At 67.0% G+C, this 15,955-nt stretch carries 15 protein-coding genes and 3 pseudogenes; 9 read left to right on the top strand and 9 right to left on the bottom strand.

Annotated elements, in window-relative coordinates:
• Nucleotides 1–131: 131 nt before the first annotated feature.
• The 3 genes from soxC to HWX03_RS28330 all read left to right on the top strand — a co-directional run bounded on the left by soxC (nt 132) and on the right by HWX03_RS28330 (nt 3,181).
• A complete protein-coding gene (soxC, locus tag HWX03_RS28340; protein WP_175873534.1) occupies nt 132–1,388 on the top strand; it encodes a sulfite dehydrogenase in 1,257 nt (418 codons plus the stop codon).
• Nucleotides 1,381–1,905, top strand: coding sequence for a cytochrome c (locus HWX03_RS28335; RefSeq protein ID WP_175873533.1), 525 nt, complete (start codon nt 1,381–1,383; stop codon nt 1,903–1,905). Before soxC ends, HWX03_RS28335 begins: the two co-directional genes overlap by 8 nt.
• An 88-nt stretch (nt 1,906–1,993) precedes the next feature.
• Nucleotides 1,994–3,181 carry an LLM class flavin-dependent oxidoreductase gene (locus HWX03_RS28330; protein ID WP_175873532.1) on the top strand — a complete coding sequence of 396 codons (1,188 nt, stop codon included), beginning with the start codon at nt 1,994–1,996 and terminating at the stop codon, nt 3,179–3,181.
• Nucleotides 3,182–3,232: 51 nt separating this feature from the next.
• On the opposite strand, the gene HWX03_RS28325 is transcribed toward HWX03_RS28330, so the two are convergent.
• The 6 genes from HWX03_RS28325 to HWX03_RS28300 all read right to left on the bottom strand — a co-directional run bounded on the left by HWX03_RS28325 (nt 3,233) and on the right by HWX03_RS28300 (nt 9,776).
• Nucleotides 3,233–4,450: an acyl-CoA dehydrogenase family protein gene (locus HWX03_RS28325; protein WP_175873531.1), complete on the bottom strand. Its 1,218-nt coding sequence runs from the start codon at nt 4,448–4,450 to the stop codon at nt 3,233–3,235.
• Nucleotides 4,451–4,623: 173 nt separating this feature from the next.
• Nucleotides 4,624–5,511: an ABC transporter permease gene (locus HWX03_RS28320; RefSeq protein ID WP_175873530.1), complete on the bottom strand. Its 888-nt coding sequence runs from the start codon at nt 5,509–5,511 to the stop codon at nt 4,624–4,626.
• Nucleotides 5,508–6,497, bottom strand: coding sequence for an ABC transporter ATP-binding protein (locus HWX03_RS28315; RefSeq protein WP_175873529.1), 990 nt, complete (start codon nt 6,495–6,497; stop codon nt 5,508–5,510). Before HWX03_RS28315 ends, HWX03_RS28320 begins: the two co-directional genes overlap by 4 nt.
• Nucleotides 6,498–6,564: 67 nt before the next feature.
• A complete protein-coding gene (locus HWX03_RS28310; protein WP_059794265.1) occupies nt 6,565–7,596 on the bottom strand; it encodes an ABC transporter substrate-binding protein in 1,032 nt (343 codons plus the stop codon).
• Nucleotides 7,597–7,644: 48 nt separating this feature from the next.
• Nucleotides 7,645–8,571 carry a TauD/TfdA family dioxygenase gene (locus tag HWX03_RS28305; protein WP_175873528.1) on the bottom strand — a complete coding sequence of 309 codons (927 nt, stop codon included), beginning with the start codon at nt 8,569–8,571 and terminating at the stop codon, nt 7,645–7,647.
• A gap of 314 nt (nt 8,572–8,885) precedes the next feature.
• Nucleotides 8,886–9,776 (bottom strand): LysR family transcriptional regulator, encoded by an 891-nt coding sequence (locus HWX03_RS28300; RefSeq protein WP_175821281.1) that lies wholly within the window; start codon nt 9,774–9,776, stop codon nt 8,886–8,888.
• A 110-nt stretch (nt 9,777–9,886) separates the two neighbouring features.
• Between HWX03_RS28300 and HWX03_RS28295 the strand changes: the two genes are divergently transcribed.
• The 4 genes from HWX03_RS28295 (at nt 9,887) to HWX03_RS28280 (ending at nt 12,739) form a co-directional block, all read left to right on the top strand.
• Complete coding sequence (locus HWX03_RS28295) at nt 9,887–10,501, top strand: nitroreductase family protein (protein ID WP_175873527.1); 615 nt, start codon at nt 9,887–9,889, stop codon at nt 10,499–10,501.
• A gap of 75 nt (nt 10,502–10,576) precedes the next feature.
• Entirely contained in the window at nt 10,577–11,563 is a 987-nt protein-coding gene (locus tag HWX03_RS28290; protein ID WP_175873526.1) for a zinc-binding dehydrogenase, read from the top strand.
• A gap of 73 nt (nt 11,564–11,636) precedes the next feature.
• Nucleotides 11,637–12,134, top strand: a complete 498-nt coding sequence (locus tag HWX03_RS28285) for an SgcJ/EcaC family oxidoreductase (protein WP_175821284.1) — start codon at nt 11,637–11,639, stop codon at nt 12,132–12,134.
• Nucleotides 12,135–12,160: 26 nt separating this feature from the next.
• Entirely contained in the window at nt 12,161–12,739 is a 579-nt protein-coding gene (locus HWX03_RS28280; protein WP_175873525.1) for a YceI family protein, read from the top strand.
• A gap of 277 nt (nt 12,740–13,016) precedes the next feature.
• Here the strand turns inward: HWX03_RS28280 and HWX03_RS28275 are convergent.
• Both HWX03_RS28275 and HWX03_RS28270 read right to left on the bottom strand, forming a co-directional pair.
• Nucleotides 13,017–13,167: pseudogene (locus HWX03_RS28275) on the bottom strand (CBS domain-containing protein); the annotation flags it as partial.
• Nucleotides 13,168–13,238: 71 nt separating this feature from the next.
• Nucleotides 13,239–13,949, bottom strand: coding sequence for an MgtC/SapB family protein (locus tag HWX03_RS28270; protein WP_175873524.1), 711 nt, complete (start codon nt 13,947–13,949; stop codon nt 13,239–13,241).
• A gap of 435 nt (nt 13,950–14,384) precedes the next feature.
• Between HWX03_RS28270 and HWX03_RS28265 the strand changes: the two genes are divergently transcribed.
• Both HWX03_RS28265 and HWX03_RS28260 read left to right on the top strand, forming a co-directional pair.
• On the top strand, nt 14,385–14,669 hold the full coding sequence (locus tag HWX03_RS28265; RefSeq protein ID WP_175873523.1) for a helix-turn-helix domain-containing protein: 285 nt from the start codon (nt 14,385–14,387) through the stop codon (nt 14,667–14,669).
• Nucleotides 14,670–14,683: 14 nt separating this feature from the next.
• Nucleotides 14,684–14,830 (top strand): annotated as a pseudogene (locus HWX03_RS28260) (type II toxin-antitoxin system HipA family toxin); the annotation flags it as partial.
• A gap of 64 nt (nt 14,831–14,894) precedes the next feature.
• On the opposite strand, the pseudogene HWX03_RS28255 reads toward HWX03_RS28260, so the two are convergent.
• Nucleotides 14,895–15,897: pseudogene (locus HWX03_RS28255) on the bottom strand (SDR family NAD(P)-dependent oxidoreductase).
• Nucleotides 15,898–15,955 lie beyond the last annotated feature (58 nt).

Genomic DNA, 15,955 nt, shown 5'->3' with positions numbered 1-15,955 from the left:
GGCACCCGCATCGGGCGCGGCGCAATAGGCACGATAAGCAAAGCGGGAATCGTTGTTTGCCGCGCCGCGCCCGGTTGCCGAGAATGATCGTTTCCCTGCGCGCGGCGCCCGCGTGCAACACGCGTTCGACCATGACCGATTCCCGTTTTCCTCCCCGTGCTTCGCGCCCCGGCCGGCGCGCGGCGCTGCGCCAGCTCGCCGGCGGCTGGGCGGCGGCGCTGCTGCCTGCCGGCGGTGCGCTCGCGAGCCAGCCGCTCGATGTGCCGCCGTGGACACGCGCGCCCGGTGCGCCGCTGCTGTCGCCCCCGTACGGCATGCCGGGGCAGCACGAGCGCGACGTGATTCGCCGCAGCGCCCGCACGCCGGCGCTGCCCGGTTCGGGCTCGTCGATGACGCCGCTCGCCGACCTGTTCGGCGACATCACGCCGAACGGGCTCGTCTACGAGCGTCATCACGCGGGCGTGCCGGACATCGATGCGCAACGCCATCGCGTCGTCGTGCACGGCCTCGTGCGCGAGCCGCGCGTCTTCACGCTCGACGATCTGCTGCGTTTTCCGTCCGAATCGCGGATCCACTTCCTCGAATGCTCGGGCAACACGGGCAGCGAATGGAACGGCCCGAGCGGGCTGCCGGTTCAGTTCACGCACGGGTTGCTGTCGTGCTGCGAATGGACCGGCGTCCGGCTGTCGACGCTGCTCGACGAAGCGGGCATCGATCCCGCCGCACGCTGGCTGCTCGCCGAAGGCGCGGACGGCGCGGCGATGACGCGCAGCCTGCCGCTCGACCGGATCCTCGAGCGCGCGCTGGTCGTCTATGCGCAGAACGGCGAACGGCTGCGCCCGGAGAACGGCTACCCGGTGCGGCTGATCGTGCCGGGTTTCGAAGGCAACACGAACATCAAGTGGCTGCGACGGCTGAAGCTGGTGCGCGCGCCGGAGATGACGCGCGAGGAAACGTCGAAATACACGAATCTGCTGCCCGACGGCTGCGCGCGCCAGTTCGTGTTCGAGATGGACGCGAAGTCGGTCATCACGCGGCCGTCGGCCGGCCATCGGCTCGCCGCGCACGGCTATTACCCGATCAGCGGCTACGCGTGGTCGGGCCGCGGCCGGATTCGCGCCGTCGACGTCTCGACCGACGGCGGTCGCACGTGGCGACCCGCACGGCTCGCCGGCGACGTACGCGACCGCGCGTTGACGCGCTTCGAGGCCGACTGGGCGTGGCGCGGCGAGCCGGCCGATCTGCAAAGCCGCGCGACCGACGAGACCGGCTACGTGCAGCCGACCCGCGACGCGCTCGTCGCCGCGCGCGGCCTGAACTCGCAGTATCACTACAACGGCATCCAGAACTGGCGCGTCGGCACGGACGGCGAGGTGCGCAATGCGTAAGCCGCTCGCTTGCCTGCTTGCGTCCTGCGCGATGACGTCGGGCACATTCGGCGCCGGCTTCGGCCTCGGACAGCCGGTCGACCGCGCGGCGCTCGCGGCGTGGGACATCGACGTCGCGCCGGACGGCAGCGACCTGCCGCCCGGCGCGGGCACGGTCGCCCGCGGCGGCCACGTGTTCGCCGACAAATGCGCGATGTGTCACGGCGCCGGCGGCGAAGGCGGCGTCGGCGATCCGCTCGTCGGCGGCATCGGCTCGCTCGCGAGCGCGAAACCCAAAAAAACGGTCGGCAGCTACTGGCCGTACGCGACGACGCTGTTCGACTACATTCGCCGTGCGATGCCGTACAACGCGCCGCAATCGCTGAGCGCGGACGACGTCTATGCGGTCACCGCGTACGTCCTCCACCTGAACGGCATCGTGCCCGACGACGCCCGGCTCGACGCGCGCACGCTGCCGCGCGTGCAGATGCCGAACCGCGACGGCTTCGTACCGGACCCGAGGCCAGGCAAGCTATGACGCGCCCCACTCCGCTTGCCGCCGCATCGGCCGCATCAGGCAGCCCATCCGCGCGCATCGCGTCGCACCTGTCAGCAAGGACCCCGTGATGAGCGATCCCTCCCTCGCCGCCCCGCTCGCGCCGTCGCCGTTCGTCGGCGTTCGTTCGCCGGCGGAGTTCCCCGACAGCCCCGTCTCGCGCACCCTCGCGCAGCCGCTGATGCTCGGGCTGTTCCTGCCGATCCAGGCCGGCGGATGGAGCGCGTCGACGCTGCCGCGCTCGACCGACTGGACGTTCGACTACAACGCCGATCTGGTGGCGCGCGCCGAAGCGCTCGGCTTCGATCTCGTGTTCGCGCTGTCGCAGTGGTTGCCGAAAGGCGGCTACGGCGGCGTGTTCGACGGCCAGGCGCTCGACTCGTTCATGACGCTGGCCGCGCTGACCGCGCGCACCGAACGGATCATCCTCGTCGCGACGAGCCACGTGCTCTACGGGCCGTGGCATCCGCTGCATTTCGCGAAGTTCACCGCGACGCTCGACCACATCTCGCGCGGGCGCTGGGGCATCAACGTGGTGACCGGCCACCGCGCGATCGAGCACGAGATGTTCGGCTGGAACCGGATCGAACACGACCGGCGCTACGAGATGGCCGCGGAATTCCTCGATGCGGTCCAGCAGTTGTGGGCGCAACCGGACAATTTCAGCTACACGCCCGAACTGTCGAGCTGGCGGCTGGGCGGCGCATTCGTGACGCCGAAGCCGCGCTACGGCCGCCCGCTGCTGATCAACGCGACGGGTTCCGACGCGGGCATCGCGTTCGCCGCGCGCTATTCGGACATCGTGTTCGTCACGAGTCCGGCCGGCCCCGACGCCGAACGCGCGATCGACGCGCTGCCCGCGCATACCGCACGCGTGAAGGCGGCGGCCGCCGCGCGCGGCCGCACGATCCGCACGCTGCTGAATCCGCTCGTGATCTGCCGCGAGACGGCGGCCGAAGCGCGCGCGTACCGCGACGCGATCGTCGCGCATGCCGACGAAGGCAGCTTCCATCGCTTCGACAGCGACGCCCATGCGTGGCGCGGCGGGTTCGAGCAGCGTGCGCAGGCCGCCGCGCGCGCGATCGGCGGCAACATCTCGATCACCGGCTCGCCCGACGAAGTCGCCGATACCATCGTGCGGCTGCACCGCGCGGGCATCGACGGCATCCAGTTGAGTTTCTACGACTTCAAGCCCGATCTCGACTTCTTCGGCGCGCGCGTGCTGCCGCTGCTGCGCGAAGCCGGCTTGCGGCGTTGACGTCGAAGCTGAAACCCGGCGCGACGGCGCAACGGCCGTCGGCGGCCGTCGTCAGAACACGCGCCCTTCGGTCAGGTGCGTCGTCACGCCGTTCAATTCGTAATCGCCGACCACCCGCGCCTTGTGCAGCAGCGGGTTGTGGCTGAAGATCGTGCGCAGGTTACGCCAGTGGCGGTCGAAGTTGTGCTCGCGCGCCGTCGCCGACGCGCCGCCCACTTCGAACAGCCGCTCGGCCGCATGCAGCGCGAGCTTGCTGACGATCAGTTGCGTGCGCGCGGTCGCGAGCGCGCTGTCGAGCACGAGCGCATCGGCATCGGCAGCGCCCGCTTCGATCGCGTCGGCGGAACGGTCGAGCGCGCGCGCGTTTTCTCGCACGAGCGCGTCGATCGCATGGCTATGCGCGGACAGCTCGCCGACGATCTGCTGGATGAAATGATCGTCGCGCGCGGTGGGCGCCGGGCTGTGCAGCGCGGGACGGCCGTGCGCGAGCACGTAGCGGCGCGCGTCGGCCACCACGTTGCGCACGATACCCGCGCCCGTCGCGACGAGATGAAGCTGCCGCAGCGCACCGCAATGACGGCCGACGAGCGTCGATCCGTCGCGTGGGGCCACTTCGTCCGCGAACACCGGCACGTCGTTCAGCAACAGGCTGCCGCTCGCGGTCATGCGCTGGCCCATGCCGTCCCAGTCGTCGAGCACCTGCAGGCCGTCGCGCGCCACGGGGATGATCACGGCGAGCGCGTCGCCCTGCTCGTTCTCCACGTTGATGCGCGCGAAATCGGCAAACGCGGTGCCCGTCGAATAGTATTTGCGGCCCGTCACGCGATGGTGCGCGCCGTCGCGGCGCAGCACGGTCGTGTTCTCGCCCGGGCGCGACGTGCCGCGCTCTGTCGACGCGCCGCCGAAGATCGCGCCGGCCAGCACGCGCTCGAGCTGCACGTCGTTGAACGCCGTGCGCGGCGACAGCCGCAGCGTCTCGGTCTGGTCGTAGTGGATGCGCAGCGCGTGCGCGAGATTCGAATCGGCGGCCGCCAGCGTCGCGATCGTATCGAACAGGTCGACCAGCGTGCCGCCGAGGCCGCCGCGTGCGACCGGAATCCGCAGCGCGCCCAGCGCCGAGCGCCGGAAGATCGCGAAGCCTTCGAACGGCAGTTCGCGACGCGCCTCGCGTGGTGCGGCATCCTGCCCGATCGCGGTCGCGAGATCGGGCAGTGCGGCGAGCGCGTCGCGCAATGCGTCGCGCGGATCGACGGCATCACGGGCAGTCATTCGGCAGGTCCTTGTTCGGGCAGATCGGGGAGCGTCGCGGCAGGGCGCGACGCGGCATCCGTTACACGGCGTCCGCTGAGTATAGGGACGCACCCGCCGCGCGTGAAAAACCGATTTCAGCTTACGTTATGCATGCGCCGGGATTGATCGCAGATTGATCGCGCCCGAACGCGTCAGTGCTGAATACCCCAGCGCCGCACGGTCACGCGTTCGAGCGTATCGAACACGAGGTTCTCGACCAGCAGCCCGATCACGATGACGGCCGCGAGGCCCGCGAACACGCGGTCCGTATACAGCTCGTTGCGGTTCTGGAAGATGTACCAGCCGAGCCCGCCCTGCCCCGCGCTCGCGCCGAACACGAGCTCGGCCGCGATCAGCGTGCGCCATGCAAACGCCCAGCCCACGCGCAGGCCCGACAGGATCGACGGCAGCGCGGCCGGCACGAGGATCAGCGCGATCTGGCGCAGGCCCGTGAGCCCGTAGTTGCGCCCGGCCATTTTCAGCGTGGCGGGCACACCGGCGAAGCCGGTATACATGCTGAGCGCGAGCGGCCACAGCACCGCATGCACGAGCACGAACAGCAGGCTGCCGGTGCCGAGCCCGAACCACAGCAGCGCGATCGGCAGCAACGCGATCGACGGCAGCGGATTGAACATCGACGTGAGCATCGTCAGCAGATCGCGGCCGATGCGCGTCGATACCGCCAGCGACGTCAGCGCGAACGCCAGCAGCACGCCCAGCGCATAGCCGCGCAGCAGCACCGACATCGAGATGCCGGTCTTGACCAGCAGTTCGCCCGACTCGATGCCCTGCACGAACGCGGCCAGCGTCGCGCCGAAGGTCGGGACGAGCAGATCGTTCGCGACGATGCGCGCGACGATCTCCCACACGGCGATCAGCACGAGCGCAATGACGCTGCGGCGAAACCACGCGGCACCAGCGATGCGGCGCAGCAGCGGCGCCGGCGCCGCGCGCTCGGCGTCGGGCAGCGCGTCGAGCGTGCGCGTGTATTCGGCGCGCACGGGCGGCAGCGGCGGCAGGACCGGATCGATCGTACTCATGATGCGGCGTCCTCCGTCGTCGGTACGTGGGGTACGTCGGTGTCGAACAGCAGGCGGTGGATCCGCGCGACGTTGTCGCGGAAGTCGCCGGTGTCGACGTTGTCGAGCGAATGCTCGTGACTGTTGAGCTCCGCGCGCACGCGGCCCGGATGCGGCGACAGCAGCAGAATCCGGTTGCCGACCACCAGCGCCTCCTCGATCGAGTGCGTGACGAACAGCAGCGTGAAGCGGAATTCGTCCCACAGCCTAAGCAGTTCCTCCTGCATCTTGCGGCGCGTGAGCGCGTCGAGCGCGGCGAACGGTTCGTCCATCAGCAGCACGCGCGGCTGCATCGCCAGCGCCCGCGCAATCGCGACACGCTGCTTCATGCCGCCCGACAGCGTATGCGGATAGGCGTCGGCAAACGTGCCGAGGCCGACCTTGTCGAGATAGTGCAGCGCGCGCTCGCGTGCTTCGGCGCGCGACAGCTTCGCGGCGGCGCGCAACGGAAACGCGACGTTCTCGACGACCGTCTTCCACGGCGGCAACTGGTCGAATTCCTGGAACACGACGATGCGGTCGGGCCCCGGCCCGCGTACCGGCCGGCCGTCGAGCGCGATCGAACCCGACACGGGCTCGATGAAGCCGGCGATCGCCTTCAGCAGCGTCGACTTCCCGCACCCCGACGGACCGAGCAGCACGAAGCGGTCGCTGCCGTACACGTCGAAGCTCACCTGATGCGTCGCGCGAACGATCCGCTCGCCGCTGCGGTATTCGAGGCTGACCTGGTCGATCGCCAGCAGGCGTTCGCTGGGCGTGCCGACCGGTGCGGCGTGCGCCGCGGGCTGGGCGGCGGCACGCGTATCGGGCACGGCGGACGCAGCCGGCGCCGCGCCGCCACGCGCCGCATACGGCGGCAACCAGGTTCGGGGAGAAGTGGCGTTCACGATCGAATCTCTTGCGGGAAAAGCATCAACATACGGCCGGCCGTCGTGCGGACCAACCATCGATTGCGCATATCGAAACCGTGCCGACGCATAAGCGTCGATCGCGGCGTCGCAGCATCGGCGCCGCTCAACTGCCGCCGGCCGTCGCCGGATCGTCGAAGAAGTAGTCGCGCCACGACTTCGGTTCGTTGCGGATCGCGCCGGTGCGATGCATGAACTGCGCGAGCGGCAGCGTGTTCTGCGGCGCGGTCTTGAACTGCACCTGCGGATTGCGCAGGATCTTCAGCAGCAGCGCGCGATCGATCTTCGATGCGTTCACGCGAATATAGGTATCGGCCGCGCGCTCCGGATCGGCCGCGATCTGGCGCGCGGCGTCGGCCAGCGCGGCGACGAACGCGCGGTAGGTCTTCGGGTTGTCGTCGCGGAATTTCTCGGTCGCGTACAGCACCGTTGCCGAACTCGGGCCGCCGAGCACGTCATACGAATTCAGCACGATGTGCGCGTTCGGGTTGCCGGCGAGCTCCTGTTCCTGGAACGGCGGATTGCCGAAGTGACCGGTGATCACGTTGCTGTTCGCGAGAATCGCGGCCGTCGCGTCCGGATGCGGAATCGCCTGCGTGAGCGCGTCGAGCTTGTCGAACTGCTTGTCGCCCCACTGCTTCGCCGCGGCGTACTGCAGCACGCGCGACTGCACCGACACGCCGACCGCCGGCACCGCGATGCGGTCCTTCGCGCTCAGGTCGGCGATCGTCTTCACGTTCGGGTTGCTGCTCACGAGGTAGTACGGAAAATTGCCGAGCGACGCGACGCCCTTCACGTTCTGCCGGCCGCGCGTGCGGTCCCACACGGTCAACAGCGGCCCGACGCCCGCGCCCGCGACGTCCACCGCGCCGGACAGCAGCGCGTCGTTCACGGCCGCGCCGCCCGACAGCCGCACCCAGTCGACCTTGATGTCGAGGCCAGCCTTGCGCCCTTCCTTCTCGATCAGTTGCTGGTCGCGCGCGACGTTCAGCATCAGGTAGACGACGCCGAACTGCTCGGCGATGCGGATGCGGCCCTCCGCGTGCGCGGCTTGCGGGATCGCCGCACCCGCGAAGGCGAGCGCGGCGGTGAGCGTGGCCGCCAGCGCGCGACGCGCCGGCAAGAACGAAAACGACATCGGAACTCCGGTCAGGAAGGGGCAGAAATGAATGACGCGGCGCGCGGCTCAGAAAGGCGCGTCGCCTTCGATCGTCGTGCGGTACAGCTTGCGGCGCAGATGGTCGGGCGTGCCGGCGGCGAGATGCATCAGCGAACGGTTGTCCCAGAACACCAGGTCGTGGTCGCACCATGCGTGCCGATACAGGTGCTCGGCGCGCACGCTGTGCGCGAACAATTCGTCGAGCAGCGCGCGGCTTTCGTCGTCGGGCAGCCCGACGATGCGCGTCGTGAAATGCTCGCTGACGAACAGCGCCTTGCGGCCGGTTTCCGGATGCGTGCGCACGACCGGATGAACGACCGCCGCGACCTGCGCGATCTGCTCGGGCGACAGGTTGGGCCGCCACGGGCTGCGCGCCTGCAGTTCCGCATAGCGCGCGAGATACGTATGCTCGGCGCGCCGCCCTTCGATCGCGCGGCGCAGATGGGCCGGCAGCGTGTCCCACGCGAGATGCATGTTCGCGAACAGCGTGTCGCCGCCCTCCGCCGGCAGTTCCTGTGCGTGCAGCAGCGAGCCGAGGCTCGGTTTTTCCTTGTACGACAGGTCGGAATGCCAGAAATGGCCGGCGTCGCCGAGCCCGACCGGTTTGCCGTTCTCGACGATGTTCGACACGATCAGCACTTCCGGGTGGCTGGCCAGCGCGAACTGGTGCAACACGTGAATCTGCAGCGGGCCGAAGCGGCGGCTGAATGCGATGTGCTCGTCCGGCGTGATGCGCTGGTCGCGAAACACCAGCACGTGGTGATCGAGATGCGCGCGATGGATGCGCGCGAAATCGTCGGCGTCGAGCGGTTGCGACAGGTTCAGGCCGATCACTTCGGCGCCGAGCGGCGCGTCGAACGGCACGATGTCGAAGTGCTGCGCCGCGCCGTCGGGCCGCAAGGCGGGATGCCCGGCGGAAAGCGTTGCGGCGTCGCGGATGGCGGTAGTCGTCACGGCACGGCCCCTGATTCGGTCAAAACGCGAATCTACGAGGGCGTGCCGGCGTGCGTCAACGAAGCGATTCGGATACGTTTATCTGCTGCGGTGATAAAGATCGCTGCTCGCGCATACGGCGCAGATCGGGGGGCGGAATCGTTCAACCGGTGCCGATGACGGGAGGTTCCTGCCGCAATCGCCCTGTCGACTGCCCTGTTCACCCGCGCAACGTTGTCCTTGTCGATCAGTGGCTCCATGTCGCTGTCCGGGTCGGACGCAGGCCCAACGCGCACTGCAGCGAGACGCGGCGCAGCATCGGCATCGATACCCGGCTAGCGATACAAATCGGCGCGTACGGGATCCTTCCAGTATTCCTGACAAAATTCGAGGTAGGCTCGCACGACCGATGAGGGATGGCGGTGAGACGGATATAGCAGATTGATCTCCTGCTCCTGCAACGGATACGCGTCGAGCAATGCGACGAGCCGTTGCGCACGGAGATCCTCATCGACGAGAAACGGCGGCAACTCGGTCGCGACGTGCCCGGCGAGCGCGCGGCGGCGAAGGTGCGCGTAATCGTTCGTGGAGAACAACGGACGCGGATGGAATGGCGTGTCACCCAGGTGCCAGACCGGCTGCATATAGGCAGCCAGGCCCCACGTCGCACACGGCAGCAAATGCAGGTCCTCCGGCGTTGACGGATAACCGTACTGCTCGAGCAGCGCGGGACTGGCAACCAGCCGATGTCGGTAGCGCAGGATTTTCCGCGCCACCATCGACTCGTGCTCGATCGTACCGACCCGCAATGCCACGTCGATGCCGTCGACGATCAGGTCGACACGCCGCTCCGTCGTGTAGACAAACAGCCTGATGCCCGGAAAGCGCATCTGGAACGCTGCCAGCAAATCCCACCAGATATCGAACGTCGGCGGCAACGAGATGCGCAGGAAGCCCTTGAGCTGATGCTGCGCGCTGACCACCGCCTCCTTCGCTTCCGCCAGTGCTTCGATACCGCGGCTCGCATGTTCGTAGAGCCGGACACCGGCATCCGTCAATTTGGTGCCCCTCACCGACCGTTCGAGCAACTGGACATTCAGTTGCTTCTCGAGCTCCCGCATCCGTCGGCTCAAGGTCGGCAACGGCACGCCGGTGCGTGACGCGGCGGCGGACAGACTGCCGGCTTGCACCACGGTCACAAACATCTCGACGGCATTCAGGTCCATATCATCCTCTCAAATTTGACAGGAAGTGTATCGGTTTTGGTGGTTCCAGACAGATAGTCGAACCCGCATAGTGGCCTCCTTGCTCCCTCACCCGATCAAAGGAGATCGTGATGCCCAGCATTGAAACACTTTTGAAATCAAGGATTTCCACCAACAAGTACGACTCCGCCCGCTCGTTGACCGACCAGCAGATCGACGAACTGATCCAACTCGCAACGACTGCGCCGTCCGCCTTCAATCTCCAGAACTGGAAGTTTGTCGCCGTACGCAGCGCGGCTGGCAAGGCAAAGCTGCTGCCGCTCGCTTACGGCCAGCAGAAGGTGGTCGATGCGGCAGTGACCTTCATCGTGTGCGGCACGCTCGAGCCGCACATCACGCTGCCCGCCGCGCTGAAGCCGTCCGTCGAACGCGGCATTCTCGACCAGGGCATCTACGAGGGCTGGGTCGGCGCCGCCAACAGCATGTATGGCGACAACCCCGCGTTCCAGCGCGACGAGGCCGTGCGCTCGGCATCGCTTGCCGCGATGACGCTGATGCTCGCCGCGCAGGATCGCGGGCTCGCGTCGGGGCCGATGATCGGTTTTGATCCGGTGGCCGTTGCTGCTGCGTTCGACCTGAAATCGACCGACGTGCCGGTGATGCTCGTGACCGTGGGCTACGCAGCCCCGGGCAACTGGCCGCAGAAACCCCGCAAGTCCACATCCGACGTGCTGACGTTCGCGTAATGCAATGACGCCGGTCGGCGCTGTTTCCCCACGCGTCGACTGGCCGGCTACTCCATCCTGAAACGAGAAGACATCATGAGAGCTTATGTAATTGAACGGGCCGGCGGCCCCGACGTCCTGCAAATTCGCGACATTCCGTCGGTCGCGCCGAATGCCGATGAAGTTCGTATCCATGTGCGCGCCTTTGGTCTCAACCGCGCCGAAACGTACCTGCGCGCCGGCAAGATGGGCCCGATCGATGGGCCGCGGGTGCCTGGCATCGAGGCAGTCGGCGAAATCGTCGAAGATGCGTCCGGCAAGTTCCGGATCGGTCAGCGCGTCGCAACTGCAATGGGTGGCTTGCAGTTTACGCGGCACGGCAGCTATGCCGAAGAAGTGACCGTATTGCGTAGCAACGTGATCGATCTGGACGGCACCACGTTGTCGTGGGAAGAGCTCGCAGCGCTGCCGCAGGCTTACCTGACGATCTGGGGCGCGCTGCACCGAAGCCTCGGCATCGAGGCGGGCCAGACGCTGCTGGTACGCGGCGCGACGTCGACGGTCGGCCTCGCCGCCGTAACGTATGCGAAGGTGTCTGGCCTTCACGTGGTGGCGACGACGCGCTCCGCCAGGAATGAAGAGCGTCTGTTCCGGGCCGGCGCGGACAAGGTCGTCGTCGATTCCGGCACGATCGCCGACGACGTGCAGCGCCTTTTTCCCGAAGGTATCGACGCGGCGCTCGAAATCGTCGGCGCATCGACCGTGCGCGACACGGCGAAGACGTTGCGCCCGTTCGGCGCCGTCACGGTTATCGGGCTGCTCGGCGGGCCGCCCGTGCTCGAGCAGTTCAATCTGATGGCGGACCTGCCGCCCGCGGTGCGGTTGAGTTTTTTCCCGAGCCAACTGTTCGGCACACCGGCGCTGCCGCTCGACAACACGCCACTGCGGATGATTGCAGACGACATCGCTGACAAGCGCCTGCCTTCGTCACTCGAGCGAACCTTCGCGTTCGACGAGGTCCGGAAGGCCCATGAGCTGATCGAAAGCAACCGCGCGCTCGGCAAGCTTGTCGTTCGCGTGTGATGACCTGGACGGGACGCATGTTGCGATCCGTCCCGTCAGGCTCCTTTACGCATCATTTCATCCAGAGGTTGCCATGTACAAGAAACTGAACACATCGGTCGTTTCTGCGGTCCTGGCGCTTGCCTTCCTGCCGGTCGCCGCATCGGCGGCGCAACCCGAAAGCAATCGCGCGACAACCGAAGCGATTACCAGCCAGCTTCATCGATACGAGAAGGCGCTGAATACGTCGAATACCGACGAGGTGATGAAGCTGTATGCCGACGATGCGGTTTTCATGCCGCAGAGCTTTCCGACGGTGATCGGCAAGGACAACGTCCGGAAGGCCTATGACACCATCTTCAAGACGATCAAGCTGAACGTGACGTTCAAGATCGACGAAGTCAAGCGGCTTTCGAACGACTGGGCGTTTGCCAGAACCCATTCCAGCGGCACGCAAACTGTGCTGAGCACCAGCAAGCAAAGCGCTGAAGGCAACCAGGAGATCTTCATCTTCCATCGCTCGAAGGACGGCACATGGCAATTTGCCCGCTATATCTTCTCGACGACCAATCCGCCGAAGTCTGCCGAATAACTGGAAGAGATCATCAGGAAAACATCATGAAAAAATTCGTTATTCCCGTTCTGTCCGCGTTGAGCCTTACCATGGCCGCGAGCGTTCACGCATCCGAAACCTATCAGCTCGATCCCAACCATACCTACCCCAGTTTCGAGGCGGATCACTTTGGCGGCGTATCGATCTGGCGCGGCAAATTCACGAAAAGCAGCGGAACCGTCGTACTGGACCGTGCAGCCAAAACCGGCACGGTAGACGTAACAATCCAGACTTCGTCGGTCGATACGGGGAGTACGCAGCTCGACGGCGATCTGAAATCGGACAAGTTCTTCGATGTCGAAAAATTCCCGACGGCCGTCTACAAGGGAACCCGAATCGTGTTTCGCGGCTCGCAACCGAGCGAAGTTGTCGGAACGCTGACGATGCATGGCGTGACGCGGCCGTTGAACCTCAAGCTCCAGTCGTTCAAGTGCTTCCAGAACCCGATGTTGAAAAAGGAAGTATGTGGCACGGAAGCCACCGCAACATTCGACCGAGGCGATTTCGGGATGAGCGACGGCAAGGACTACGGGTTCAGCCTCAAGACGACACTGCACATCCAGGCGGAAGGAATCAGGCAGTAACCGTCGTCAGGCGGCGCACGCAGTATCGAGCAACCCGTGCGCGCCTGCGTGGCCGCCGTTCATGATTTTTTATCGACGCGCGAATCCTTTTCGCCCGCCGGCACCTCTGTCTCATACCGGGATCGATCAGTTCCGGCATTCCCGCGATGGCAACAGCATACAAGCCGGCGATGATGAAAGGCATGCAGAAATGCTACGGCATCGTGCGCGCGGCACCCGACCGTTTCGTCGCGTCGTTGACTGCAATCGGTGTCGGCATACTGCTTGCGCGTCTGCTACGTTCTCCGATCATCCCCGCCATGCGCGCCGTCACATACAGGCAGCGCGCCGACGTTCAGGTCGCTCATCCGCCTGGCCGCGTCGCGCAGGCTCGGCGTCGGGCCGATGGTCGCGGCGTCGCGTGTCATCCCTTCCGATACACGTGTCATGTTTCGCTCCTTGGCAAGCCGCCCACGGCGGCCAGCAGCCCGAGCATCGCGCGTTCCGGCCGCCGCGCGGGTCAGTTCTCCGTCGAGCAGCGGACCGACGTCAGGCCGGCCGACTCGACGATCCGCATCAGCTGCTTCAGCATCGCGTCGGCGCCGCTCGCTTCGCGCCACTGCACGAACAGTTCTTCCTCGCGCACCGCGCGTGCGGCCGCTTCGCAAAAGCTTTTCGTCCGGCACGTGAAGCCCGCGTCGCGCAGCTTCGCGGCCAGTTGTTCGCGCACCGCCGAGCCCGGCGGATATTCGATCGTGACCAGCGCGGTCCTGACACCCCGCAAGCGCCGCTCGACGAACCGCAGCGGCCAGACGACCAGCAGCGCGAGCACCAGCCCGAGCGCGCCGAGCGACAACTGGCCGCCGCCGATGCACAGCCCGATGACCGTCACGAACCACAGCGTCGCGGCCGTGGTGACGCCGGACACCAGGCCGTCGCGATGCAGGATCGCGCCGCCGCCGATGAAGCCCATCCCGGTCAGGATGCCGAGCGGCAGCCGCATCGGGTCGAGCACCGAAAACGCACCCTCCGGCTTGCCCGCCTGCAGCAGCAGCGCATTGACCTGCAGCATCGACAGGCACGCGGCGAGACAGACGAGGATCGTCGTGCGCAGGCCGGCCGTCTTGCCGGATTCGCTGCGATCGACGCCGATCAGTCCGCCCGCGACGAGCGCCAGCGCGATCCTGACGAGAACGTCGTGCCACTGCAGTACGACCGGCATCGGCTCCATACGCGCCTCCCGTGCAAATCGTCATGTGTCGGGGCGTGAACGCCGCCGCCGACGCTTGCCGGTCGCAAGGATCGGGCCTGCTTTCAGGGGGTGCCGGCGCGTGTAGCGTGGAGGATGGAATTGTAGAAAGTGACGTTCGGCGAGCACCGGGCCACAGTAGGAAGGACCACCGTCGTCTTGGCCCGCGGTTTGCGCTGACCGGACGATGTGCGTTCGAGCGAGCGTGCCGCACGGACTCGAATCGTGCACCGCTTTCACGGCCATGCAGCGGCAAGGGCCCCGACGGCCGCCCCTCCTTCTTCGTATCCGATCAGATACGGACACGCTCTCTGCGGCAAATTCCCGACACTCGGTTCCCGCTCGGGTACGAAACGACGCCCGGCTCGGCAATTCTGCAATGCTGTTCCCGATCAGATAGGAAGCACGGAGAACGTCATGTCGGAGCCTCAGTCCGTCGACACGATCGGTGCGCTCGCCCACCTCGTTCGCGCGGCGCGGATCCAGCAGGGGTTCACGCGGGACGAACTCGCGAACGCGACCGGGCTGTCCCCGAAATTCATCAGCCAGGTGGAAGGCGGCAAGCCGACCGCGCAAATCGGCAAGGTCATGCTGCTGCTGGGCGAGCTCGGCGTGCGCCTGTACGCCGAGTCGGCGGTCGAGATTTCGGAAGCCACCGCGCTGAAGGCCGCGCAACGCCGCAGGAGCAGCCATGGCGGCTAGCACGCTGATTGCGCGAACCCCTCGATCGTCACGTCGAACAGACGCTCGATGACGTGCGGCACATCGCGCATCCGGACGCCGGGGAAATGCGGTTGCTGAATTCGATCGTCGCGATGCCGATCGCGGAAATGGGGCGCGCGCTACGGCAGACGCGCGGATAGGCGGCCGCGCGCGGGTGTCGTGCCGCGGCCGATACCCGCGCGGCGTGCGTCGAATGCTTGGGCGTCAGCCCCGCGCCGCAAAGGCATCGACGCCCGTCGCTGCCGCGGACCACGCCCACAGCCGCGCTGCCTCCTCCGGATCGATCGCATGCGGCCGCACGCCCGATTCCTCGTTGCCGCGCGTCACCACCGCAACGTCGCAATCCTCGCAATAGACGCCGCCGAGCTCGGCGATGCGCGGCGACGTCGCCGCCCATACCTGGGTTGCCGCCCCCTGCGCAGGCGTCTTGAACGTCGGATCGACCGGCACGCCGTGCTCGTCGACCCAGCCCTGCGCCATCATTTCCTCTCGCGTCAGATGACGCTGCAGCGGCGTCGCAATCTTGCCGGGATGCAGCGAATACGCGCGGACGCCGAACGGCGCGCCGAGCACGTCGAGCTGCACCGCGAACAATGCGTTGGCGGTTTTCGACTGCGCGTACGCCAGCCATTTGTCGTAACCGCGCGCGAACTCGATATCGTCCCAGCGGATCGGCGACAGCCGGTGCCCGAGCGACGACACCGCGACCACGCGCGCGCCGTCGCCGTGCGCGAGCGCAGGCCACAGCCGGTTGGCCGTCGCCGTGCGCGAGCGCAGGCCACAGCCGGTTGACGAGCGCGTAGTGACCGAGGTGATTGACGGCCATCTGCGCTTCCCGCCCGTCGCCGACGCGGGTCTCCGGGCACGCCATGATGCCCGCGCTGTTGATGACGATATGCACGTTGCGCCGCGCGTCGACGAACCGCGCGGCGAATGCATCCACGCTAGCGGGATCCGCGAGATCGAGCGTCGCGATCTCCACGCTGGCGATGCCGTGCGTCGCTTCGCGCGCGGCCGCGGCGCTCCGTGCGCCGACGACGACGCGCGCGCCGGCCTGCGCCAATGCACGCGTGGTTTCGAGCCCGAGACCCGAATGGCCGCCCGTGACGATGGCGGTCTTGCCGCGCAGGTCGAAGCCGGCCAGGACGTCGCTCGCCGTCGAGGCCGCGCCGAATCCGGAATGAAGGGGGTGCTGCCTGCTCGTCATTGAAGGCTCCAGGAATGGTGCGCGAAGCACGCGGCCGCCCATCGGCCGCGTCACTGCA

The sequence above is a fragment of the Burkholderia sp. BCC0397 genome, from assembly GCF_902832865.1.
Taxonomy (GTDB): Bacteria; Pseudomonadota; Gammaproteobacteria; order Burkholderiales; family Burkholderiaceae; genus Burkholderia.
The sequence above is the reverse complement of the archived record's forward strand: the minus strand, read 5'-3'. Positions and strand labels throughout refer to the sequence as shown.

Coding starts and splice junctions, on each gene's coding strand:
- soxC (WP_175873534.1), top strand. CDS start 132: ATGACCGATTCCCGTTTTCCTCCCCGTGCTTCGCGCCCCGGCCGGCGC.
- HWX03_RS28335 (WP_175873533.1), top strand. CDS start 1,381: ATGCGTAAGCCGCTCGCTTGCCTGCTTGCGTCCTGCGCGATGACGTCG.
- HWX03_RS28330 (WP_175873532.1), top strand. CDS start 1,994: ATGAGCGATCCCTCCCTCGCCGCCCCGCTCGCGCCGTCGCCGTTCGTC.
- HWX03_RS28325 (WP_175873531.1), bottom strand. CDS start 4,450: ATGACTGCCCGTGATGCCGTCGATCCGCGCGACGCATTGCGCGACGCG.
- HWX03_RS28320 (WP_175873530.1), bottom strand. CDS start 5,511: ATGAGTACGATCGATCCGGTCCTGCCGCCGCTGCCGCCCGTGCGCGCC.
- HWX03_RS28315 (WP_175873529.1), bottom strand. CDS start 6,497: ATGGTTGGTCCGCACGACGGCCGGCCGTATGTTGATGCTTTTCCCGCA.
- HWX03_RS28310 (WP_059794265.1), bottom strand. CDS start 7,596: ATGTCGTTTTCGTTCTTGCCGGCGCGTCGCGCGCTGGCGGCCACGCTC.
- HWX03_RS28300 (WP_175821281.1), bottom strand. CDS start 9,776: ATGGACCTGAATGCCGTCGAGATGTTTGTGACCGTGGTGCAAGCCGGC.
- HWX03_RS28295 (WP_175873527.1), top strand. CDS start 9,887: ATGCCCAGCATTGAAACACTTTTGAAATCAAGGATTTCCACCAACAAG.
- HWX03_RS28290 (WP_175873526.1), top strand. CDS start 10,577: ATGAGAGCTTATGTAATTGAACGGGCCGGCGGCCCCGACGTCCTGCAA.
- HWX03_RS28285 (WP_175821284.1), top strand. CDS start 11,637: ATGTACAAGAAACTGAACACATCGGTCGTTTCTGCGGTCCTGGCGCTT.
- HWX03_RS28280 (WP_175873525.1), top strand. CDS start 12,161: ATGAAAAAATTCGTTATTCCCGTTCTGTCCGCGTTGAGCCTTACCATG.
- HWX03_RS28270 (WP_175873524.1), bottom strand. CDS start 13,949: ATGGAGCCGATGCCGGTCGTACTGCAGTGGCACGACGTTCTCGTCAGG.
- HWX03_RS28265 (WP_175873523.1), top strand. CDS start 14,385: ATGTCGGAGCCTCAGTCCGTCGACACGATCGGTGCGCTCGCCCACCTC.